Genomic DNA, 21607 nt, shown 5'->3' with positions numbered 1-21607 from the left:
AGTTATTTCCGGTAGGTGACGGTGGTGGTCTTAAAATCCGCCCCGGCCTGGCGTGCTGCCTCGATCATGCCCGGTAACTCGGCCTCAAGGGTTTCCAGTTCGGGCAACACAAAACCCTCGGGGCGCTGCACTTCTACCTGTTCACATTCCAGATCACAGGCAGTGCGCAAGCGAAGGCCCGTGTTCAGAAAACGCCGCATCTTGAACAGGGACAGTGCCACCAGTAGATGATAAATCGGTTCGGCGAATCCATACCCCCGCAACTGGGCCAGATCCAAGTTGAAATAGGCATTGATGGAGGGTGCCACATATTCGTCTCGGGAAAAGGGCACGTTACCATAGCCTTTTGACGTATCGCCGCTCGGATTGACCACGTCATTTTTAACGCCGCCACTGGCTGCGACTTTCACATTCTCCGCTTCGATGAAGCCTGACAGCGCGCGCGGCAGACGCAATCGTCCACCCGCCAGATCTTTCTTGGCCAAAAACACGCCATGCAGCAGTGCATTAGAATCAAGCATCAGCAGAACCTCACCCAATCGGCGTATATTCACGATCCCCTCTTCCATCGAGGCCAGTTCCGATTTCAATTGGTCAAAAACCGATTTGTCCTTCCCTTCCAGTATGTAAGGGGAATTGATGCGGTGTGCCTCGAGCACGGAGTTAGTCAGCGTCTTGCCATCCTTGTCCAGCACCTTGACAACGGACAGGCCCTTGAGTGGGGCAACCCAGTCATCTTCAACGGTATCCCAGCAGACCGCCTCCAGCCGGTTGGCAATGCTCTGGGCCGATTCGACCAGCAACATCGGTGTGCCATCGGGCCCCTCGTATTCGGCCGCGCCGATTTCGGGGAAGCCGGTCGGTTGGAAGCGCGTTCCCTGCACGGGCCGTAAGGCGGCCCTGAGCAACAGGCGGGGGCTGTTATCGAGGTTATTCAGTTCAAGGCTCATGATGTTCTCCTGTGTAATAATCTAATGTATGTTTTTCAGGCCGACTCGGCGACTTCAGACTGTTTGAGCTCAAGTAGTGTCCTCGCCAATTTGCCAGTAGCGCCATAACTGAGCGGAATGAGCAACGCCGCTGCCACTCGACGCGGGTCGATGCCATTAAGTTGCGGGCAGTTTGTCAAAGGCATGGCAGGGGCCAGACCGGAGCCGCGCAAGCGACGCCAGGCCGACTGTACCGCGCGCTGCGCCTGAGCCGGGTTGCCACTTTCAAGCAATCCCACCAGACCAGGTGGGACCGGCACCTTTTGGTCTTTTGGAAGAGAAGCAACGCCGCGTAACTTTTTGTCAGCGGTAAATACAAGCTTGAGCAACCCGAAGGCCGCCGGCAGCGTCTCGCCACCTGCAGTTTTTTCCGTCTCCGGAATCTCACTGATTAGAGAAAAACCAGGTAATAGGAAGGCAATGGTCTGATCCATATCCGATTCCACCAGGAAGTCATGCAAATCATCCAGCCCAACGCCAGCAGAGGCATTCAAAGGCTTGTCGTCCAACTCCAACTGCTCTGCCAGCCACAACCGACGCTCCAGTAGTTGACCAAGCGATCTGACAAACCGGCCGCTCCAGGGAGTCGTCAGACGAACACGACAGGCCGGATCCTTGTTTGATCCGTTGGCATTGCAGGCTGATTCAATCCAGTCATACCGAGAGGGGTGAACAGGGAAAAGCTGTGCCCGCAACGATAAAGGTCGATTTTGCTCGCCATGCAACGAAGCCAGCGCCCGAGCGATACGGTAAGCCGAGCTCCCATCATCCGCTCCCATAATCCAGCGTGCCGAGAGCAACGGGACAGGACCCACATTCGCCTCATGCGCTTTGGTACTTTGTGATAGAGCAAACTGAATTTCGCCGAGTAAAGCAAGCAGTGACTGCACCTGTGTCGGGAACGCATGCTTGCCGGCAAACTCAAACAGGGCATCTTCCAGACGTTTGCGCAGCATAATAAAGCGCCGAGCCACCTGCTCGCCCTGGGCAAACCGCCGAAAGCGGGAGAGCCACTCATGTTGTTCGAGTTCATCGATCCATTCCACCTGGGCGTTTGGTCGCACTGAAACGCGCTGCAAAGGGGTGGCGATATAGGCCTTGCCTGATCGCCTTAGCAAGCCATAGCGCTGAAAACGATCCACACCACGATAGGCCCCCAATTGATGCACGGCGCGAATAAAATCGAGTGCATCCCGAGCCTGTCGGCGTCCGACCGCTACACGACCTTCTGAAAGCAACGTACGAATCTCGGAAAATGTGGTGAATGCAGACCAAAGGGGCATCCACAATTCACCACGCGACGAGTCAGCGTCCTCGACACCAAGATTCCCGGCACCGGCGGCCACGGCGCGCACAGTGAAGGGATAACTCAATACACCCGGTCCTTCCTCGGCAGCGCGACGAACCACGGCTGCCGCAAACCCCAGCGCACCTTCTATCATCAGAACAAAATCCCAAGGATTGATTCGTCCCTTGTCTTCATAACCGGTGGTTGAATTCGGGCCACCTACCTGCCCGGGTGAGAATTGGCCGATCGCGCTTTTGATCATTGCGGGTGCAGGTTCGGCGAAAAGCGACATGGCGAGCCAGTCACCAGACTGCGACGTGGGCGCGCCGCTTTCGACGTCCATAATATCGATAATCCGTTGCATGAAATTGTTGGTAAAGTCGAGTCGCCCATCATTGCCTCCGGTTCCCAACAGTGGCGGAAACTTGAGACCATCGCCCGAAATCATGACCGCCGCATCAAGCCAATCCAGAACAGTGTCCGGCAGCATGCCTCGCAGGCGTGTCAACAATCCTTGCTTTTCTTCATTTTTTGGACTCTCACTTCGATTAACACCTTCCAGAGCTGTCTCAACTGCTTTCAGTACCTCTCTATACTCCGCCAATCGCGCTGAATGGCCTGATTGAATCGCCTGCAGTGCTCCTTTGTTGTCTTTTTCGTAAAAACCGCTTCCGCCATTCCATGGCGCCAGGATGGGCGTAGGTTGATATTGATGCAGCAGATAATCGCATATCTCTTCAGAGGTTATTTTTGTGCGAATAACAAAATGTTCGCCCAGCCAGGCGCCACGTAATGTTGCATCGGCGCCTGTCAATATTCTCAACAGACCAATCGCCTTGAGGTAGTTTGAAAGCGGAGTCGCGGTGCAACCGGACAGGACAATCTCATTCATCTCTCTTCCCCTTTTTGCTCATTGGCTGAGGCACGCCAATCGGACAGTCGCACCAGCGTCTCCAGCCAGGCCAGCCGGAACGGACCGTGTTCGGACAACAACACCTGGACCCGTTCCGTCCAGGAATGGCCCTGCTCGCCTTCGCCAAGTTCCATCAATGCCAGCCGCAGCGTGGTTGTATCACTATGCTCGCCGTCAAAATCCAGGGCCGGGAGGACGTCCCCTTCCCACACACCGCGCGCGAAGCGCTTCATGTCCGGGGCCGCTGCTTCTGTGGGCATGGCACGCAGACTCATGCGCACCTTGCCATGGTGTGCGACTATTAAATAGGCAATCAGATCGGCATCTTCTTCGCCGTCGTGCTGATCCAGCCAGGCCAGCATGGAGGCCAGTTCATGCCGAAAATATTTCCGATCGTGGCGACCCCGACAAGGCGATTTGGCCAGATATCCTTCGGGGGCCTTGTCACAGCGATGCATGGTGGCATCGAATACGTCATGAGCCTTGCCCAAATCATGCCAGCGCCCCGCTCTGACAATGGTCTCCTGTTTCACCGACTCACCAACTGCTTCACACAGCTGTCGTGCCTGCTCCGCGACATGGGCAAGATGCTCGGGCAATCTGACCGGTACAGATTGTTGCGAACGCCAGTCCTCGTCATAAACTTCAGGTGTCGTTCCATTCTCTGGAGTAATGATTTCAACCGGCAACTTGTCGAGACCGATATTAAAACCAATCTGTGAGTCATAACCACCATCGATGGCGCGCAACAGCAACGTCATTCCTGGTCGCGGTTCCCGGTTCATTTTGACCCAACGTCCGATAAGAGTGTCCCAGCGCCAGGCACCATGCTTATGCAGGCCCTTGGCCTGGGCGATGGAGATGGGACACAACTCGTGGCGATCCGGTGCCGTCTGGGCTTGCGACTGATTGGGATCGTCGAACTCGCGCCAGTACACCTGCAGACCGGGCACACCACTGTCGCGGATATAATCCGACACATCGATATCATAACCAGACAAATCCGGTTCGGTATTGAACAGCTCGAGTATATCCTTGCGACGCAGAACCGCATTGAGAGGCCGTTGATTATCAGTTGGCGGCAGGTCACCGGGGCTAGCACTGGTGATTTTCGAGACTTTGTCCCGTGCCGCCTTCAATGTTTCATCCTGATAGGGAAGAAGATCCGCATCGTCTTCAATATCGATCCAGATTATGTTTGCACCTCCGGTGGTATTATGTTCGCCATAGCGATTACAACGGCCAAAACGTTGGGCCAGTGACGACCACGGCGCCAATTCGGTAAACAGTATCTTGGAAGAGACATCAACACCGGCCTCAATCGCCTGGGTTGCAACGATAATCCGGTCTGTGCCCGGCTCATTTAACAAGCATCGGTTTTTTGCCTCGCGTTCCGCGCTGCGGAACCGGGCGTGAATCAACATATCCCTCGATTGAGGCCTCCGTTCCCTTATCAGTCGAAACAACCCTTGCGCGCGCTCCACCCTGTTAACAATAACCAGGGTTTGAGTTGATTCGTCGTGATTTTCCAGTACCGCATCACACAGTGCTTTCAGGTAGGCATCCAATCCCGTCTTGTTGCCGGCACTTTTATCAAGGATGAATGGTGCCTTCTTGACTTTCTTGATGGCATCGAGTCGATCACCGGCCTGTTCTCTATCCATATCGCCTATCATCAAGCTATTAAATGACGGGATATGCGGCTTGAGATCGACGGTCGTCAACCAGTCGGGGTTCAGCGTGGCTGAAAGCCACAACGAGTGACTGCCTGAGGCTATGGGAAACGTTCGCCGGAAGGCCTCCAGTTGAGCGGAGGTGGAAATCCCCGCTCCCATCAATTGCACCTCGTCAAATACCCATAGTGCGTCGTTATGCAACAAGGCAAAGTGCATTGGCCACTGGTAACGGCTCATCCCGTAGCCCCGCATCAACGCACGGGAGAGCAACATATCCTGCGTGCCAATAAGGATCATATCGGCTTCCGGGTGCTCCGCCCACTGGGCTTTTGTTACCGCTTCACTTCCCCCCATAAGGACATGGACAGATATTTTTCCGTGCTCTCCCGCCTCACCCAGCAGTCCGAGATTGCTCAGCCATGTCTCGATACTGCTCTGCGTCTGCTCGACAAGCACTCTCATCGGCAGACACCAGATCAGACGCCGGGGCGTATCCGAATTGTGTTTTATCTTGCGCTTGTAAACCCAGGCCAGTGTCGCCGCTGCCGTTTTCCCCATACCGGTAGGCACATTCAGCAGTTCTGGCCAGGGCTCATTCGCCAGTCTGTTCTGGTAGGGATATGGTTCCGAAGAGATACCCGTTGCTTTTCTAAAAAAATCGTCAAATTCCATGCCCAATATGCCTATTTATTATTGTGCCAAAACAGCTGTTTATTAATTAAACTTAAAGGCAAATCCTTATCGCAGCATTAAACATTAACAGTCGATAAAGGTTTCCAACTAATAATATACGACCATCTATTCGCACCTTTCACACTTACCTACCTCATGCCATACGTTAAATATTCCATATTGCATGAAATTGTCTATCGATATTATTCATAAACTTGCACCGTTTTTTTGAGTATCCCCCGTACCCGCACACGGAGATTTTTTGGTTCAAGGACTTCCACATCCGGTCCAAATTTCAGAATATCCATCAGCAACTCCCGTGGATCGCTAAACGGAACGCTCAACTGATAGTAACCCGCCTCATCAAATCTACCTTCCTGATCTGGATGCCATTGTTCCTCGGCCACCCAGCGCGCCCGCTCTGGACTAAACCGTAACACGGCCCGCTCATGCGGTGAGCCGGCGAAGATACCGTAGCTGTCGCCCAGTTGCCCGTCGAGCAGCTCGGGGGCCATCTCCTCGGCCGGTTCGCTGCCCAGGCGCACCTGGCGGATGGATTCCAGGGCAAAGCGGCGGAACTCCTGGCGGGTGTGGCACCAGGCATCCAGGTACCAGTTGTCCCGGTAGTACAGCAGCCGCTGGGGCGAGAGCTCGCGCTCGGTGGTTTCGTCCCGGGCCCGCACGTAGTAGCTGACCGTGAGCCGGTGGCGGGCCAGCACGGCGCTGCTGATGATCTCGAAATAGCGCGGCTCGACCGGCCGCCGCCCCTGCGGCAGGATCCGGATGCGCTGGCGCACCTGTTCATACGAATGGTCCCCCGAGTCCAGCAAGGTATGCAGCCGGGTCATCAGCGGCTCGATGTGCGGGGTCAACAACCCCGGCTGGACCTGGCTCAGCAGATGCTGCATGGTCAGCAGCGCGTGCAGCTCCGTGGCGTTGAACCACAGCCCCGGCAGCACATAGCGATCCCCGTCCGCCAGATCGTAGCGGTAGCCGCGGCGTACCGGATCGTAGACGATGGGCGCCTGGAGGCGATCGCGCAGGTACTCCAGATCGCGCTTGAACGTCGCCTCGGAGACGGCCAGCTCCTCCAGAAACCGCGCCTTGCTCACCGCCCGCTGGCTCTCAAGTAATTGCTGAATTTTGTAAAAGCGTTCTGTGCGATCCACCGGCTGACTCCCCTCATTCCCCCATCCTGACGCCCCTGCTGGCTCACAGCATGAGCTACCGGTCACTGTATCCAAGTCGAACACGTTATTGTATTGGGGGATTCCCCTAGAAACGGGGAAATATTAAGCCATGATCGGCAGACACAGCGGATTGAGACGAGACAGCGTGTCAAAGCGCCCTGCGCAAACCCGGTAGATTATCCCGGCCTGTTTGCGGACTCAAACACCTGCTTGAGATACGCGACAGCCTGGGCGTGAATCCCCGGACAGCGATGCTCACCGGGGCCGGCAATGTTCAGGGTTTGAATGGCGTGGGTCGTGGCCCAGGCGTGGACCGCTTCGGGGTCCCCGCTCTGCTCGAGATCGATGATAAACAGCGGCTTGTGATGCTTGCGGGCCAGATTGGCTGTCAGGCGGCTGCCGCCGGCGAGCTCGCCCCGGTTGAGGATCAGGGTGCCATCGGCCATTTTGACGTTTTTCACCGTGCGGACCCGATAGCCCCCGGAAACCTCACGCAATGGGTAATGTGCCGCTATGGGGCCATCCTCCGCCATCCGACCCTGTGGGCACCATCCACCACAGGCCAGGCCCAGTTCGAGCGCGACATCCAGGGCGGCGCGGTCCACGCCTGTCTGGCCGCCGGATATCAGACAGTTGAGGTAGCGTATGGTCAAAACAAGCTCATTTGCTGTCGCTGCCCCGCTATCACCAGCCACGCTTCAATGGCATCCCAATCCAGGCGATGTTCCTGCAGTAGTGCGTCGGCGAGCACCTCGATACGTTCCCAAACACGACTGTCCATCACCCAGGTTTCGACTTCGCCCTGTAATCCCAACAGCCCCTGCGGGACGTGTTTGTCGAATAATTCCCGGACATGCGCCTGCGCCAGAATCTCATTGATCATGTCATGATCGACAAAATAGGCCGTACCCGGACCATAGTGCGGTAATTTGCGCACTTCATATTCCGCGGCAGGTCCCGCCAACAGGACATAAATACGTTTGAGAATGCAATGCAGTCGTTCAACGGGCGATACAACCGCCTGCGAACCGGTTTGACAGTGCAGATAGGGTACGTGTGACTGGCGCATTGTCACATACCCCGTCGATGGCGTAATCACTGCGATTTGTGCTATCGAAAAATTACACTCGAGCGCCATCACGGCATGCCCTGCTTCATGATAGGCGGCAACCAGCATGTCATAGCGCATAACAGGTTCCTTGCTGACAGTCAGGACTGCTGCTTGCACGCCGATCTGATTTTTCGTCTCCAGGCATCATAGTCTTTGTACAATTCAGCATAGTCGGGGTTATCCAGGAACCAGATACACCCGTCTGCCTCGAAAAAGTAACAAAACAGCCGCAATTCTCGGGTGTCGCATCCCGGCTCGAACCAGTATTTTGCCGCCGTTATCATCGCAGACCAGTATGATATAGGACCACCCAGGCGCTCTATCATCCAGTGTTTGATGGGCCCAACGCCGGTCAGTACCGATGGATGTCTGTCACCGCTTGGGGGATACTGATAGTCAGGGTGCGTGGCCAGATACTCCTCAAGCAAGTACTCGATACCTGTTTTTTGTGTCACCGTATCATCCCCCGCTTCTCGCTTTGCTCGCCGATATCTTCCCCAAGGTTTTATCCCTGATTAGACAAACGGTCAATATCGAGACCAGGGCTGCGACGGCCAGACACCTTTTACTCGGGATGTTAAATCGTCCGGAGTCACGATACTGCCCTGACAGGCTCATGGGGTGAGACAGGGCCCATGCTGCCGAAATGGAGGCACACTGGATATAGGGGGTTTCCCCTACATTAGTAGTTGGCAGCCCCGGAGCCTAATATAGATAGAGTAACTGCCTCTTGGCGTGCGCCGGGTTGACGGAAAATCCAGATACAGAAGCAACGGCATAAAAACCCGGGCAGGCAGGGCTTTAAGTTCTGACAGAGGGGGAAGCTGAAACACTGGACCCCGGCCCCGGCTTAGAGCATGCCGGGGCAGGCTCTAAGTCGGGTGACAGGAAATCCAGGTGTCGAAGCCGAAGCCATAAAAAAAGCCCTGAATATCAGGGCTTTAATCAATGTTTGGTAGCGGGGAGAGGATTTGAACCGCTGACCTTCGGCCCATGATTCGATCCAGCGAGCCCGACGAGCGCATCGCGAGACGGGTTCATGACCCGAAGCCATAAAAAAAGCCCTGAAAATCAGGGCTTAATCGAATTTGGTAGCGGGGAGAGGATTTGAACCGCTGACCTCCGGCCCATGATTCGATCCAGCGAGCCCGACGAGCGCATCGCGCGGCGGGTTCATAACCCGAAGGCATAAAAAAAGCCCCGATAATCAGGGCTTTAATTCATATTTGGTAGCGGGGAGAGGATTTGAACCTCTGACCTTCGGCCCATTAGAGAACCAGCGAGACCGACGAGCGTGTAGCGCGTCGGGTTCATAACCCGAAGGCATAAAAAAAGCCCCGATAATCAGGGCTTTAATTCATATTTGGTAGCGGGGAGAGGATTTGAACCTCTGACCTTCGGGTTATGAGCCCGACGAGCTACCAGGCTGCTCCACCCCGCAATCGATGGCGCGTAGTCTAACCACTGCTCAGGATCTTTTCAAGAAAAGATGCAAAAGTCCCTGAATAAAAAAGAAATTTCCGTATTGACCCGGGTCGCCACCGGCGTGAGCGCCGATCCTTCTTCGCAGCTGGTCCGGGGTTGGTTGCGGTACGGATTCTGCAACCGGGTGCGGTGCAGTTTGCAGTCCCTATTCCCCATTTTCATAACGGTATTTTTCTATCTCGTTGTTTTTACTGGAGTATAAAACATGGCATGAAAGCTGCACATAGATATTCATAAATTATGACACAACACGCGATACACCATCATGAGGATTAAATTTATGCAGCATACACGTCGTCTCTTCCTCAAGGGTACGATGGCAGCCGGCACCCTGGCCGTCGCCGCGGGCGCCAATCTGCTGACACCAGGCAAAGTTCTGGCGGCCTGGCCGGAAAAAGCCTTCACTGCCGAGAAAATGGACTCTGCCCTGTCAGAGATGGAAGGCAAAACCGAACTGGTTAACAGTGACAAGATCACCGTCAAAACCCCGGATATCGCCGAAAACGGCGCGGTAGTCTCGGTAACCGTACGGACCGAACTGCCTGATGCGGAGAATATCTCGATTTATGTCCCGGTCAACACTTTCCCGTTGACCGCCAGTTATGAGCTCACCGACAAGTTTGGCGGTGAGATCACCGGCCGTATCAAGATGGCCAAGACCTCCGATGTGATTGCCGTGGTCAAGGCCGGCGGCAAACTCTACACCGCGAAAAAAGAGGTCAAGGTCACTCTCGGCGGTTGTGGCGGTTGATCCCGCGTCAGACTAAACAGATTTCAAGGAGTCCATACTAATGGCAAACGACATCAAAATCCGCGCCTGGATCGACAGCGGCAAGGCCAACGTCAAGGCGATCATCTTCCATCCAATGGAAACCGGTTTGCGCAAGGATAAGAAAACCGGCGAAAAGATTCCGGCACATTACATCACCGAAGTCCATTGCGAGCACAACGGTAACGTCGTACTAAAATGCAACTGGGGACCCGGGGTCTCTAAAAACCCGTTCATGGCATTCACCTTCAAAGGTGCCAAAGCGGGGGATACTTTCAAACTGCGCTGGAAAGACAACCAGGGCACATCCGGCAGCGAAGAAACCAAGATAAGCTGACCCACGCTTTACCGCTCTTCTTCAGGTGAAGTTCTGGCGTACCTTTCTCTCCGGGTACGCCTCTTTTATAACAGGGGCGAGGGGCGAGGGACGAGTAACGAGGAACAATCTATTTTTCGACCTCTGTACGAATTACCGTTACACCATCATACTTCAAAATATAATCCCTGTATCTTTTACCCTTCCGCGTAACCTGCAGGGATGTACTCATGTCACAGATTGATAAAAAAACGGGCGCCGATGGCGCCCGTTTTTTTCGTTGTTAAGCCTGTTACTTACGGCTTAACGTACAGGTAACCCTTCTGCTGCAGGTGGGCAACGTGCGCGACACCGGAGGGAATAACTTCCGCATAAGAGCTGACCTTGTTCTTGTCGATCTTCTTGCCCCGAATGGTGTTGGCGCAGATCTGGAACTTCACACCACGGTTGGCCAGGCCGGCGACGGTATCCCGGAAGTCATAGACCTTGCCATCACTGTCTTTCTTGCCCATGGAACCGTCGACCAGTGAGAAGGCACCGCTGCTATGGGTGACCACGATCAGTTCAATGTTTTCGTCGCCAATGGCGTTCAGGTGATTTTTGACGTTACGCAGAGCGCCGGTCGCTGTGTGGATATTATTAACATGGTAGACGACCTGTTGCTTGTCATAACCGTTTTTAGCGCTGCCCGCCTGGGCGGTGGCAGCCAGTCCCAGCAGGGACACACCCAGTACCAGGCTCGTTGAGAGGCTAGATTTCATCATACTCGTTCTCCTCATGGTTTTAGAGTAGTTATGTGTACTCTATACATAGCAAGTATCATTCCATCTGCGTCAAAAAGTAGCTTGTTCATTGTTTTCAACAACTTATATAAAAAGCATATTGCTATACAATAATTTACTTATAACCATATGTTGCAGAATGCAGAATAAGAAGAGCCGGGAGAGTGTAATTTACACCGCTTCTTCGGTCTCGATGCGGCGCAACTTCCGCCACAGCGTCGTTTTGTCAATTCCCAACACTTCGGCGGCCTTGGTCTTTTTGCCATTGAAGCAGCGCAACACATGGTGAATGTACTCTTGTTCCAGTTCATTGAGTGAAAAGAACTCCTCCTCGGAGAAATGGACCGGCAATTGCGAGTCGGACTTCTGCGTATTCCCGCCTTCCCAGGACAATATCGGGCCCTCTGCCAGAATCACACTGCGCTCAATGGTATTGCGTAACTCGCGCACATTACCCGGCCAATCGGCATCACACAGACGCTGCAGGGAAGCCTTGTCATAGCCCTGGACCTGTCGGCAATAACGATCGGCAAACTCCTGCACCAACGCTTCAACCAGTGCCGGAATGTCCTGACGCCGTTCGGAGAGAGACGGAACATGAATATTGACCACATTCAGACGGTGATAGAAATCGTGGCGCAAGTGCCCCTCTTCCACCATCTGCTCCAAATTGCGATTGCTGGCGGCAATCACCCGCACGTCCACCGGCACCGGGGTATTGGCGCCGACGCGCGTCACGTTACCGCTTTCGAGTGCACGCATCAGCTTGGTTTGCATGGTATCCGAGATGTTGCATATTTCGTCGAGAAACAGCGTGCCACCGTCAGCCTGTTCCATCAGGCCGTATTTTCGTTGGGTGGCGCCGGTAAATGCGCCCTTTTCGTGACCGAATAATTCGCTCTCCAGCAAGGTGGTGGTCAACGCGCCGCAGTCAACTGCAACGAAGGGGGCATCCTTGCGCGGACTGTAATCGTGCAAGGCCTTGGCAACCAGTTCCTTACCGGTACCGGAATCACCGGTAATAATGGCGCTACAACTGACTTCGGCGACTTTCTCGATGGTGTTAAACAGCGTTTTCATTGCCGGGGTGTCGCCAATCATGCCAAAGTGATGACGCTTGTCACCCAGCCGTTTTTTCAACAGTCGATTTTCATTGCGCAGGCGTGCCGATTTGAGTGTGCGCTCCACCAGCAGCCGCAACTCGGTGAAATCAAACGGTTTTTTGATAAAGTCCGAGGCGCCACGTTTCATGGCCTCGACCGCATTCTCCACGGAAGAATAGCCGGTCATCACCAGCACCGGTACATCGCTATCGACTTTGCGAATTTCACTTAACAATTCAAAACCGTTCATCCCCGGCATGCGCAAGTCGGTAATGACGACATCCGCACCTTGCTTGTTGAACAGCGCGAGACAATCCTCGCCATTTTGAAAAACTTCACAAGCATAATCGGCATTGACACAATTACGCTGCATGACCCGGCAAGTCACCATGTCATCATCGACAAACAGAATCTGTGGCGCCTTATCCGACATGTCTCGCCTCCAGTATTTCAAAGGTATCCAGTTCCTGAAGTTCACTGTGTCTGGGTAATTTGATATGCACACGCACGCCGGCATGCCGGGAGTTTTCCAGCGTAATGCTGCCTCCATGGCGTTTTATGATGCCGTAACTGACAGACAGCCCCAGACCGGTCCCCTTACCTTCCGGCTTGGTGGTGAAAAACGGGTCGAAGATCTTGGAGAAGTCTTCAGCCTTGACCCCCTCACCTTCATCGATAATCTCGATATCGATATGCTCATCGCTCGAACGGGCAGAGATGTGTAATCGGCATTTAGGCGGCGTGGCCTGAATCGCATTGAGAATGATATTGACCAGCACCTGCTGCAACTGACGTCCATCGCCTTCCATCATCAACGGCGTTTCTATCAAGCTTTGCAACTCGATCTCCTCTGACTCGAGGCGATGGCGCAGGAGTTCCAGCGTCTCGTTCAACAACACCGCCATATCAAATTCTTCAAACTTCGGTTCGCTCTGGCGTGCAAAATTCAGAATCCCCTGGACAATACGGGCGCAACGTTGTCCTTCTTTTTGCAACAACTTCAAATCGTTGCGTTTCTCGGCGTCGCTCTCGGGCAATGACTCTTCAACCAGGGAAGCGAGTGACATGATGTTCATCAACGGATTGTTGATTTCATGACCGATTCCGGCCGCCAGCTGTCCAAGTGCCGCCAGCCGTTCCGACTGACAGGCGGCACGCACGGCGGTTTCGCGTTCTTTTTCAGTACGATCCAGGCTCTCGGCCAGATAGTTGAACGCCTTGCCGGCCTGGCCGATTTCATCGGCGCGACCGGCGTTGACCCTGACCCTGGCTTCACGCTGGCCATCGGCAAAACGCCGGATAATCTCGGCCAGTTGGTGAACCGGGGCGGTCAGACGGCCCGATGCCCAGACGGCGAGTAACAGGCTGATGAATACCAGCGCACCGAGCAGAAGCCAGATGGATTTGCGCATGTTATTAATCGGCGCAAACACTACCGCAGGATCCGCCTCGATCACCAGTAACCACTGAGTCGGCTTGTCCGGATACGGTGCCAGTTTCTGATAAAACAGCATGCGCTGACTGTTACGCAACAGCGATCCGCTCTTCTCCCCTGCCTTGATCGTCTGCCAGTCGGCCGGGTCCAGTTTACTGGTCAAGCGGTGCTGAGAACCGAGCTGATCGGCGAACCGCTTGTCATCATCGGGATGATAGAGATAAATCCCGTCGCGCTTGGCATTGGGTGACAGCTCGACAATATAGGTCTTGCCGGGAAATCCGCCCAGGGAGGAGGTCATGGTGGAATCGAGCCGGGAACCCCACATGTTGACCACCAGAACTCCCTCAAAGTCCCCCAGTTCGTCCAGCAACGGCACCGAGTAGCGCACCATGGCCGGACAAAAATCCGCATCCTTGGCCACCTGTCCCAGTTCAAAATCAGACATAATCACCCGGTTACCGGCTGTTTTCGCCTCCTTGAAAAACGGCCGGTTGGACTGGTCGGCAATAAACCTGTGTCCGGCGTCCTGTTCGGAATAGACCGGCTCGACCGACTTGCCTTCCTTCACCTTGACCAGAGTTTTGCCGTCGGTATCAATAAAGCGCACCGCCTGGATACTGGGAACGGAATCCTGATAACCGAGCAGGAACTGCTCCAGCGCCTCGGCACGCTGCTGGTAGGTGTCGTTATCAAACCGCTGCGGATAACGGGCCACCGCAGCGAATTGCCGCACGACCGGGATCCGACCCAGACCGCTGGCCACCGATTTCTGGTTTTCCAGAATCAACTGCAGTTCGCTGGCCATCTTGTCGAGGGAGCCGTGCAACTGGGTTTCAGTGCGAATGGTCACTTCCCGTTCCATGCGCTCAACCACGCCAAACAGCAGGATCAGCAGGGGAATGCTGGTCAGCAGGGAAAGAACAATAAAAAACTTATGTCGCAGATGCATGGCTGCAAATTACCAAATCCGGTGCAGGATGCAGTAATTATGACAGAACCGCCACCGACGGCAAGTTCAATCTGGGGAAATTTTGTACATTAACAAGCGCTAATGTACTGGTGATGGCAGAGTCTGTTGCAGAATGCACCTATCTGGGGTGATGACGTTGCAACAACGGCCGAAGCTGATAGCGATAGACAAAACCGGGGATCGCAAAGACCACGAACAGGCAAAGGGTAACGACATAAAACTCCCAGTCCTGCGCATAACGCTCACCAGTGGCTTTCTGCTCCAGGCCGACCGCGACCAGTCCGACCAGCACATAGAGCACCAGCCATTCGAGCAGCCGCATCCAGGCCCGTTTGTCCTCACCGCCCGGCGGCTTGAAAAAGAAGAAGAACCGCTCACCAATCCAGGGCAGGTTGGCGGCGACGATGGCACTGATGAGTAAAATCCAGATGAAAACTGCTGACATAAGACCGCCTGCGAAAGTGAGCCGCCATTATGACCCAGACAGCGCGGCCAGGCAAAGGGCCAGCAGACCGCCGGGGAAGAGTCCCAGCAACAGGACACCCAGTCCGTTGGCACTGAGCAGCAGGCGCATGTCCAGCGCAACTTCCAGCCTGGCGGTATCCACGGGCTTGTCGAAATACATCAGCCGGATCACCCGCAAATAATAGAAAGCCCCGATAATCGAGAAAAGCACCGCCACCACGGCCAGCCACACCATGTCCGCCGCGATCACTTCCTTGAGCACGGACAGTTTTGCCCAGAAGCCGATGAACGGCGGTACCCCGGCCATGGAGAACATGACTATCAACATCATGAAGGCGAACCAGGGACTGCGCTGGTTGAGGCCCTTGAAATCATCCAGTTTGTCGGCCTCGAAGCCCTCCCGGCTCAGCAGGATAATCATGCCAAACCCGCCCAGGGTCATCAGGACATAGGCCAGGGTATAGAACATCGCCGCGGCATAGCCTTCGGCGGTGCCGGTCAGCACACCCAGCATCAAAAACCCGACATGTGAAATGGTGGAGTAGGCCAACATGCGTTTGATGTTGCTCTGGGCGATGGCGACGATATTCCCCACGCCCATGGAGAGCACCGCCAGAATGATGAGGATGTCCTGCCACTGGGCATGCAGGCCGCCCAACCCGTCCACCAGCAGACGCATCAGCATCGCAAACGCGGCGATCTTGGGCGCGCTGCCGATAAACAGGGTCGTGGGGGTGGCCGCGCCGTGATACACATCCGGCACCCACATATGAAACGGCACCGCGCCGAGCTTGAACGCCACCCCGACGATCAGAAAGACCAGCCCGAAAGTCAGTAGCAGCTGTTTTTCCGTATCGGGGATCTGCCGGGCCACTTCAGCCAGATCCAGGGTGCCGGTCACGCCGTAGATCATGGAAATGCCGTACAGCAGCATGCCCGAGGCGATGGCGCCAAGAACGAAGTACTTCATCGCCGCCTCGGAGGCGGTGACCGAGTCGCGCTGCATGGCGACCATGGCGTACAGCGACAGCGACAGCAGTTCCAGACCCAGGTAGATGGTCAGGAAGTTGTGCGCCGAGGTCAGGATCATCATCCCCAGAATCGCAAACAGGCCCAGGACAAAGAATTCACCTTTGAATATCTGGCGAGTCTGCAAATAATCGCGGGAATAAGTAAACGTCACCAGCCCGGCAATGAAGATACAGGCCTTGAGCACATCAGCCATGGGATCGCGGACAAAGGTGTCGCTGAAGGTCAGCACCCTGCCCTGACTGAAATCCGTCACAATCAGAATGAACGCCACCACCAGTGTCGCCTGGGTCAGCAGATAGGTCACGAACCGCTGGCGATCCGTCAAAAACAGATCAATCACCAGAATCAGGCATGCCATCGAGAGAATGAATATCTCGGGCAGTGCCGGGGCAATATTGGGCATAGTAAAAGTCATCATCACTCTTGCCGTTATTATTGAATGACCTTGGACTGGGTCATATGCAGTAACAGGTTCTCGACACTGGCATCCATCACTTCGAGCAACGGCGCCGGCCAGATCCCCAGGGTCAGGACCGCCACGGCCAGTATCGCCAGGATCAGGAATTCGCGCCGGCCGATATCCTGCAGCGCCGCCACCTGGTCATTGGCCACGGCCCCGAAGATCACCCGTTTGACCATCCACAGGGTATAGGCCGCACCGAGGATCAGGGTCAGTGCCGCCAGGAAGGCATACCAGAAATTGGCCTTGAAACTGCTCAGGATCACCATGAACTCGCCGACGAATCCGGAGGTGCCCGGCAGCCCGGCGTTGGCCATGGCAAACAGCACCATAAAGGCGGCGAAGACCGGCATGGTGTTAACTACACCGCCGTAATCGCTGATCTGCCGCGAGTGCATGCGGTCATACATCACGCCGACACAGAGGAACAGCGCTCCCGAAACAAAGCCGTGGGAGATCATTTGCACAATACCGCCGGAGATCCCCATCGCCGCGCCGCTATAGCTGCCGGTATTGTCGTAAATCTGCCAGGCGATAAAGAAGCCGAGCGTCACGAAGCCCATGTGCGAAATCGAGGAATAGGCGATGAGCTTTTTCATGTCCTGCTGCACCAGCGCGACAAAGCCAATATAGACCACGGCGATCAGCGACAGGGTAATCATCAGCCAGGCCAGCTCCTGGCTGGCATCCGGGGTAATCGGCAGCGAAAAGCGCAGAAAACCGTAGGCACCGAGTTTAAGCATGATCGCCGCCAGGATCACCGAGCCGCCGGTGGGCGCCTCCACGTGCGCATCCGGCAGCCAGGTATGCACCGGCCACATAGGCACCTTGACCGCGAAGGCGATCAAAAACGCCAGGAAGATCAGTATCTGCGGCGTCATGCCCAGCGGCTGTTGATGGAAATCGAGAATCGCAAAACTGCCGGTCTGAAAATAGAGATACAACAGCGCAACCAGCATGAAGACCGAGCCGAAAAAGGTATACAGGAAAAACTTGATCGTCGCATAGATGCGATTCTGCCCGCCCCAGACACCGATGATAATGAACATCGGGATCAGCATCGCTTCCCAGAACACGTAAAACAGCGCCGCATCCAGTGAGGCGAACACGCCGTTCATCAGCCCTTCCATAATCAGGAATGCCGCCATGTACTGGGCGACGCGCTCCTTGATCACTTCCCAGCCGGCGATCACCACCAGCACGGTCATGAAGGTCGTCAGCAGGATCAGGGGCATGGAGATGCCGTCGACGCCCAGGTGGTAGTAAATCCCCCAGGATTCGATCCAGCTGATTTTTTCGCTGGTGAACTGCATGGCCGCGGTGCCGGTATCAAATTCGGTATACAGCGGGATCGAAATCAGGAAGGTCACCACCGACCAGAATAGCGCCGTCAACCGGGCCAGCGGCGCCTGCTTGTCACTGCCCGTAACCAGTACCAGGATCCCGCCCAGAATGGGGATCCAGATCACAAGGCTTAACAATGGCCAGTCTGAGAACATGCGTACGACCCTTTTTATTTATTCTTTATTGGTTAAGAAACACAAACAGCCCGAGCAACACCACCACGCCGATAATCATGGCAAAGGCATAGTGATACAGATAACCGGTCTGGACATGACGAATACGTCCGGCGAACCAGCCCACCAGCGCAGCCGAACCATTGACCACCAGGCCATCGATCAGTTTGACATCACCGATGCGCCACAGCTTCTGGCCCAATTGACGCCCGCCACCGGCAAACACGATCTCGTTGAAACGATCCGCGTAGTATTTGTTATCCAGCAGGGTATGCAGCCACTGGAAGCGATCCTGAATCCGACCGGGAATGTCCGGGCGTTTCATATACAGGAACCAGGCGGTAAACACGCCGGCGGCCGCCAGCCAGAACGGCCAGGTCACAAAGGCATGCAGCGCCATCGCCCACCAGCCGTGGAATCCGGCGGCCCACTCGCCCAGTGCGTCGTGCTCGGGCAGTACGAAGATCGCCTCGCCAAAGAAATCTCCGGCGATCATGTCGCCCATGAAGATGGCACCGATGATCACCGAGGGGATCGCCAGCAGGATCAGCGGGATAGTCACCACGGGCGGGGTTTCATGCAGGTGCTCGCGAGTGTGTTCGTCCATGCGCTCCTTGCCATGGAACACCAGAAAGTACATACGGAAACTGTACAGCGCGGTAACGAACACGCCGGTCAACACAGCAAAGTAGGCAAAGCCGGAACCGGCAATCTGCGAATGGGCCACCGCCTCGATGATCGAGTCCTTGGAATAGAAGCCGGCAAACAGCGGTGTGCCGATCAGTGCCAGCGAACCGATCAGCGAGGTGATCCAGGTAATGGGCATGTATTTACGCAGCCCGCCCATCTTGCGCATATCCTGCTCGTGATGCATGGCGATGATCACCGAGCCGGCGGCCAGGAACAACAGCGCCTTGAAAAAGGCGTGGGTCATCAGATGGAAAATCCCGGCAGCATAGGCCGAGGCGCCCAGCGCCACGGTCATGTAACCCAGCTGCGACAGGGTGGAATAGGCCACCACCCGTTTGATGTCGTTCTGCACCAGCCCGAGGAAACCCATGAACAGCGCGGTAATGGCACCGATCACCAGCACCACGGTCAGCGCGGTCTCGGAAAACTCGAACAGCGGTGACATGCGCGCCACCATGAAGATACCCGCGGTGACCATGGTCGCGGCATGAATCAGTGCCGAGATGGGGGTCGGGCCTTCCATGGAATCGGGCAGCCAGACATGCAGCGGGACCTGGGCCGACTTACCCATCGCGCCGATGAACAGCAGGATGCAGATGACGGTAATCACCGACCAGGCGTTATCCCCGAACAGGGTGATGGTCTGACCGTCAACCTGCTCCACCTGGCCGAAGACGGTCGCGTAATCGAGCGAGCCGAAGTACATCAATACGGCGGCGATCCCCAGCAGAAAACCGAAATCCCCCACCCGATTGACCAGAAAGGCCTTGAGATTGGCGTAGATGGCGCTGTCGCGGGTATACCAGAAACCGATCAATAAATAGGAGACCAGGCCCACCGCTTCCCAGCCGAAGAACAGCTGCAGGAAATTGTTGGCCATCACCAGCATCAGCATCGAAAAGGTGAACAGGGAAATATAGCTGAAAAAGCGCTGGTAACCGGGATCCTCGTGCATATAGCCGACGGTATAGATATGTACCATCAGGGAGACGAAAGTTACCACCACCATCATCATGGCAGTCAGGTTATCGATCAAAAAGCCGATCTCAAAACGAATGCCTTCACTCACCATCCAGGTATAGAGCGACGCGTTATAGACCTCGGCGCCGTCGATCACCATGTGTTTGAAAGTGATCGCGGAGAGTACAAAGGCGACGGCCACGCCGATGATGGTCACCCAGTGGGCACCGGCGCGACCGACTTTTCTGCCGAACAGACCGGCGATGATCGCCCCGATTAACGGTGCCAGCACGGTCCAGAGATAGACATTTTCCATATTATTCATCAGCCTAGCCTTTCATGCTGTCCAGTTCGGTGACGTTGATGGTGCGCTTGTTACGAAACAGCACCACCAGGATCGCCAGCCCGATGGCCGCCTCGGCCGCCGCCACCGTCAGAATAAAGAACACGAACACCTGGCCCGCGGTATCGCCCAGAAAATAGGAAAAGGCGATGAAATTCATATTCACCGCCAGCAGCATCAGCTCGATCGCCATCAGCAGGATAATGATGTTTTTGCGGTTAATGAAAATCCCGGCGATGCTCAAACCGAACATCACGGCACCCAGAATCAAAAAGTCGGATAACGCTAGCATCGCACTCTCACCTATTTCTTCTCTTCGGACTTCATTTTGACCATTCGTACCCGGTCATCGCGCTTGACCGAAACCTGGCTGTCCGGATTCTGGTATTTGGTTGTGGGCCGTTTGCGCAGCGTCAGGGCAATCGCGGCAACGATTGCCACCAGCAGAATGACCGCGGCAATTTCGAAGGGGTAGACGTACACGGTATACAGGACGTTACCCAGTTCACGGGTATTGCTGTAATCGGCGCCATGGCGTTCCGGCGCCGCCATCTTGTCCAGACTGAAGTTGTCCGGTCCGACCACGCCAACCAGCATCACCACCAGGAGGATGGCGACGCCAATCCCCACCGGCAGATAGCGGATGAAGCCTTCCTTGAGCTGGGCCGTGTTGATATCCAGCATCATCACCACGAACAGGAACAACACCATGACCGCCCCGACATAGACCAGCACCAGGGTAACGGCGAGGAATTCCGCTTCCAGCAACATCCAGATGGCGGCACTGGCGAAAAAGGTCAACACCAGAAACAGCGCCGCCCGCACCGGGTTGCGCACGGTGATCACCATGGTGGCGCCAAAGACCATGATGATGGCAAATACGTAAAAGATTAATTTTTCAACCATATCGTTATTATCTTTTAATTGTCTTTCATCGTTAGCGGAGCTTAACGGTAAGGCGCATCGTCGGCCCGGGCCGCGGCAATTTCTTTTTCGTACTTGTCACCGACCGCCAGCAGGCGATCCTTGGTCATGTAGAGATCACCGCGTTTTTCGCCGTGATACTCAAAAATATGCGTTTCTACGATGGAATCCACCGGACAGGACTCCTCGCAATAGCCGCAGAAAATGCACTTGGTCAGATCGATGTCATAGCGCGTGGTGCGCCGGGTGCCATCGTCCCGTTGTTCTGACTCAATGGTAATCGCCAGCGCCGGGCAAACGACTTCGCACAGTTTGCAGGCGATACAACGCTCTTCCCCGTTGGGATAACGGCGCAGGGCATGCAATCCCCGAAAACGGGGTGACAGCGGGGTGTGCTCTTCCGGATATTGCAGGGTGACCTTGCGTACGAACAGGTGTCGCCCGGTCAGTCGCATCCCCCTGAACAACTCCAGCAGGAACAGACTTTTGAGAAACCGTACTGCGGTGTTCATCA

18 protein-coding genes and 1 tRNA gene are annotated in these 21607 nt (G+C 55.2%); 2 read left to right on the top strand and 17 right to left on the bottom strand.

Going from position 1 to position 21607, the window contains the following annotated elements:
* Positions 1 to 2: 2 nt before the first annotated feature.
* The 7 genes from cas7u to U5J94_RS09420 all read right to left on the bottom strand — a co-directional run bounded on the left by cas7u (position 3) and on the right by U5J94_RS09420 (position 9280).
* Complete coding sequence (gene cas7u / locus U5J94_RS09450; RefSeq protein WP_322565391.1) at positions 3 to 950, bottom strand: type I-U CRISPR-associated RAMP protein Csb1/Cas7u; 948 nt, start codon at positions 948 to 950, stop codon at positions 3 to 5.
* A gap of 35 nt (positions 951 to 985) precedes the next feature.
* Positions 986 to 3169, bottom strand: coding sequence for a type I-U CRISPR-associated protein Csx17 (csx17, locus tag U5J94_RS09445; protein WP_322565390.1), 2184 nt, complete (start codon positions 3167 to 3169; stop codon positions 986 to 988).
* Entirely contained in the window at positions 3166 to 5538 is a 2373-nt protein-coding gene (gene cas3 / locus U5J94_RS09440) for a CRISPR-associated helicase Cas3' (RefSeq protein WP_322565389.1), read from the bottom strand. Before cas3 ends, csx17 begins: the two co-directional genes overlap by 4 nt.
* Before the next feature lie 203 nt (positions 5539 to 5741).
* The gene (locus U5J94_RS09435; protein WP_322565388.1) at positions 5742 to 6707 is read right to left on the bottom strand and encodes a YafY family protein; all 966 of its coding nucleotides are present in this window, start codon (positions 6705 to 6707) and stop codon (positions 5742 to 5744) included.
* A 197-nt stretch (positions 6708 to 6904) separates the two neighbouring features.
* Positions 6905 to 7381, bottom strand: a complete 477-nt coding sequence (locus tag U5J94_RS09430) for a putative molybdenum carrier protein (RefSeq protein ID WP_322565387.1) — start codon at positions 7379 to 7381, stop codon at positions 6905 to 6907.
* Complete coding sequence (locus tag U5J94_RS09425) at positions 7378 to 7917, bottom strand: hypothetical protein (protein ID WP_322565386.1); 540 nt, start codon at positions 7915 to 7917, stop codon at positions 7378 to 7380. Before U5J94_RS09425 ends, U5J94_RS09430 begins: the two co-directional genes overlap by 4 nt.
* A 1286-nt stretch (positions 7918 to 9203) precedes the next feature.
* Positions 9204 to 9280: transfer RNA gene (locus U5J94_RS09420), tRNA-Met, on the bottom strand.
* 324 nt (positions 9281 to 9604) lie between these two features.
* Between U5J94_RS09420 and soxY the strand changes: the two genes are divergently transcribed.
* Both soxY and soxZ read left to right on the top strand, forming a co-directional pair.
* The gene (soxY, locus tag U5J94_RS09415; RefSeq protein ID WP_322565385.1) at positions 9605 to 10075 is read left to right on the top strand and encodes a thiosulfate oxidation carrier protein SoxY; all 471 of its coding nucleotides are present in this window, start codon (positions 9605 to 9607) and stop codon (positions 10073 to 10075) included.
* A gap of 40 nt (positions 10076 to 10115) precedes the next feature.
* Positions 10116 to 10430, top strand: coding sequence for a thiosulfate oxidation carrier complex protein SoxZ (soxZ, locus tag U5J94_RS09410; protein ID WP_322565384.1), 315 nt, complete (start codon positions 10116 to 10118; stop codon positions 10428 to 10430).
* Positions 10431 to 10705: 275 nt separating this feature from the next.
* Here the strand turns inward: soxZ and U5J94_RS09405 are convergent, their stop codons facing one another.
* From U5J94_RS09405 to nuoI, 10 genes are all read right to left on the bottom strand, one after another.
* Positions 10706 to 11173 carry a DsrE family protein gene (locus U5J94_RS09405; protein WP_322565383.1) on the bottom strand — a complete coding sequence of 156 codons (468 nt, stop codon included), beginning with the start codon at positions 11171 to 11173 and terminating at the stop codon, positions 10706 to 10708.
* Positions 11174 to 11362: 189 nt separating this feature from the next.
* Positions 11363 to 12727 (bottom strand): sigma-54 dependent transcriptional regulator, encoded by a 1365-nt coding sequence (locus U5J94_RS09400; protein ID WP_322565382.1) that lies wholly within the window; start codon positions 12725 to 12727, stop codon positions 11363 to 11365.
* Positions 12717 to 14681: a sensor histidine kinase gene (locus tag U5J94_RS09395; RefSeq protein ID WP_322565381.1), complete on the bottom strand. Its 1965-nt coding sequence runs from the start codon at positions 14679 to 14681 to the stop codon at positions 12717 to 12719. The genes U5J94_RS09400 and U5J94_RS09395 overlap by 11 nt, the downstream gene beginning before the upstream one ends.
* Positions 14682 to 14820: 139 nt before the next feature.
* Positions 14821 to 15147, bottom strand: a complete 327-nt coding sequence (locus tag U5J94_RS09390; protein ID WP_322565380.1) for a DUF2818 family protein — start codon at positions 15145 to 15147, stop codon at positions 14821 to 14823.
* Positions 15148 to 15174: 27 nt separating this feature from the next.
* Entirely contained in the window at positions 15175 to 16614 is a 1440-nt protein-coding gene (nuoN, locus tag U5J94_RS09385) for an NADH-quinone oxidoreductase subunit NuoN (protein WP_416224215.1), read from the bottom strand.
* A gap of 17 nt (positions 16615 to 16631) precedes the next feature.
* Entirely contained in the window at positions 16632 to 18158 is a 1527-nt protein-coding gene (locus tag U5J94_RS09380) for an NADH-quinone oxidoreductase subunit M (RefSeq protein WP_322565378.1), read from the bottom strand.
* Between the two features lie 25 nt (positions 18159 to 18183).
* A complete protein-coding gene (gene nuoL, locus U5J94_RS09375; protein WP_416224214.1) occupies positions 18184 to 20142 on the bottom strand; it encodes an NADH-quinone oxidoreductase subunit L in 1959 nt (652 codons plus the stop codon).
* A gap of 13 nt (positions 20143 to 20155) precedes the next feature.
* On the bottom strand, positions 20156 to 20461 hold the full coding sequence (gene nuoK / locus U5J94_RS09370; protein ID WP_322565376.1) for an NADH-quinone oxidoreductase subunit NuoK: 306 nt from the start codon (positions 20459 to 20461) through the stop codon (positions 20156 to 20158).
* An 11-nt stretch (positions 20462 to 20472) separates the two neighbouring features.
* On the bottom strand, positions 20473 to 21075 hold the full coding sequence (locus U5J94_RS09365) for an NADH-quinone oxidoreductase subunit J (RefSeq protein WP_322565375.1): 603 nt from the start codon (positions 21073 to 21075) through the stop codon (positions 20473 to 20475).
* 41 nt (positions 21076 to 21116) lie between these two features.
* Positions 21117 to 21605, bottom strand: a complete 489-nt coding sequence (nuoI, locus tag U5J94_RS09360) for an NADH-quinone oxidoreductase subunit NuoI (RefSeq protein WP_416224213.1) — start codon at positions 21603 to 21605, stop codon at positions 21117 to 21119.
* Positions 21606 to 21607 lie beyond the last annotated feature (2 nt).

The sequence above is a fragment of the Thiohalophilus sp. genome, from assembly GCF_034522235.1.
Classification (GTDB): domain Bacteria; phylum Pseudomonadota; class Gammaproteobacteria; order UBA6429; family Thiohalophilaceae; genus Thiohalophilus.
Note: the sequence above shows the minus strand (reverse complement) of the source record. Positions and strands in the feature narration are given on the sequence as shown.

What these genes read in the sequence shown, in the direction of transcription:
- cas7u (WP_322565391.1), bottom strand. Translation starts at nt 950, where the DNA reads ATGAGCCTTGAACTGAATAACCTCGATAACAGCCCCCGCCTGTTGCTC.
- csx17 (WP_322565390.1), bottom strand. Translation starts at nt 3,169, where the DNA reads ATGAATGAGATTGTCCTGTCCGGTTGCACCGCGACTCCGCTTTCAAAC.
- cas3 (WP_322565389.1), bottom strand. Translation starts at nt 5,538, where the DNA reads ATGGAATTTGACGATTTTTTTAGAAAAGCAACGGGTATCTCTTCGGAA.
- U5J94_RS09425 (WP_322565386.1), bottom strand. Translation starts at nt 7,917, where the DNA reads ATGCGCTATGACATGCTGGTTGCCGCCTATCATGAAGCAGGGCATGCC.
- soxY (WP_322565385.1), top strand. Translation starts at nt 9,605, where the DNA reads ATGCAGCATACACGTCGTCTCTTCCTCAAGGGTACGATGGCAGCCGGC.
- soxZ (WP_322565384.1), top strand. Translation starts at nt 10,116, where the DNA reads ATGGCAAACGACATCAAAATCCGCGCCTGGATCGACAGCGGCAAGGCC.
- U5J94_RS09405 (WP_322565383.1), bottom strand. Translation starts at nt 11,173, where the DNA reads ATGATGAAATCTAGCCTCTCAACGAGCCTGGTACTGGGTGTGTCCCTG.
- U5J94_RS09400 (WP_322565382.1), bottom strand. Translation starts at nt 12,727, where the DNA reads ATGTCGGATAAGGCGCCACAGATTCTGTTTGTCGATGATGACATGGTG.
- U5J94_RS09395 (WP_322565381.1), bottom strand. Translation starts at nt 14,681, where the DNA reads ATGCATCTGCGACATAAGTTTTTTATTGTTCTTTCCCTGCTGACCAGC.
- U5J94_RS09390 (WP_322565380.1), bottom strand. Translation starts at nt 15,147, where the DNA reads ATGTCAGCAGTTTTCATCTGGATTTTACTCATCAGTGCCATCGTCGCC.
- nuoN (WP_416224215.1), bottom strand. Translation starts at nt 16,614, where the DNA reads ATGACTTTTACTATGCCCAATATTGCCCCGGCACTGCCCGAGATATTC.
- U5J94_RS09380 (WP_322565378.1), bottom strand. Translation starts at nt 18,158, where the DNA reads ATGTTCTCAGACTGGCCATTGTTAAGCCTTGTGATCTGGATCCCCATT.
- nuoL (WP_416224214.1), bottom strand. Translation starts at nt 20,142, where the DNA reads ATGGAAAATGTCTATCTCTGGACCGTGCTGGCACCGTTAATCGGGGCG.
- nuoK (WP_322565376.1), bottom strand. Translation starts at nt 20,461, where the DNA reads ATGCTAGCGTTATCCGACTTTTTGATTCTGGGTGCCGTGATGTTCGGT.
- U5J94_RS09365 (WP_322565375.1), bottom strand. Translation starts at nt 21,075, where the DNA reads ATGGTTGAAAAATTAATCTTTTACGTATTTGCCATCATCATGGTCTTT.
- nuoI (WP_416224213.1), bottom strand. Translation starts at nt 21,605, where the DNA reads ATGAACACCGCAGTACGGTTTCTCAAAAGTCTGTTCCTGCTGGAGTTG.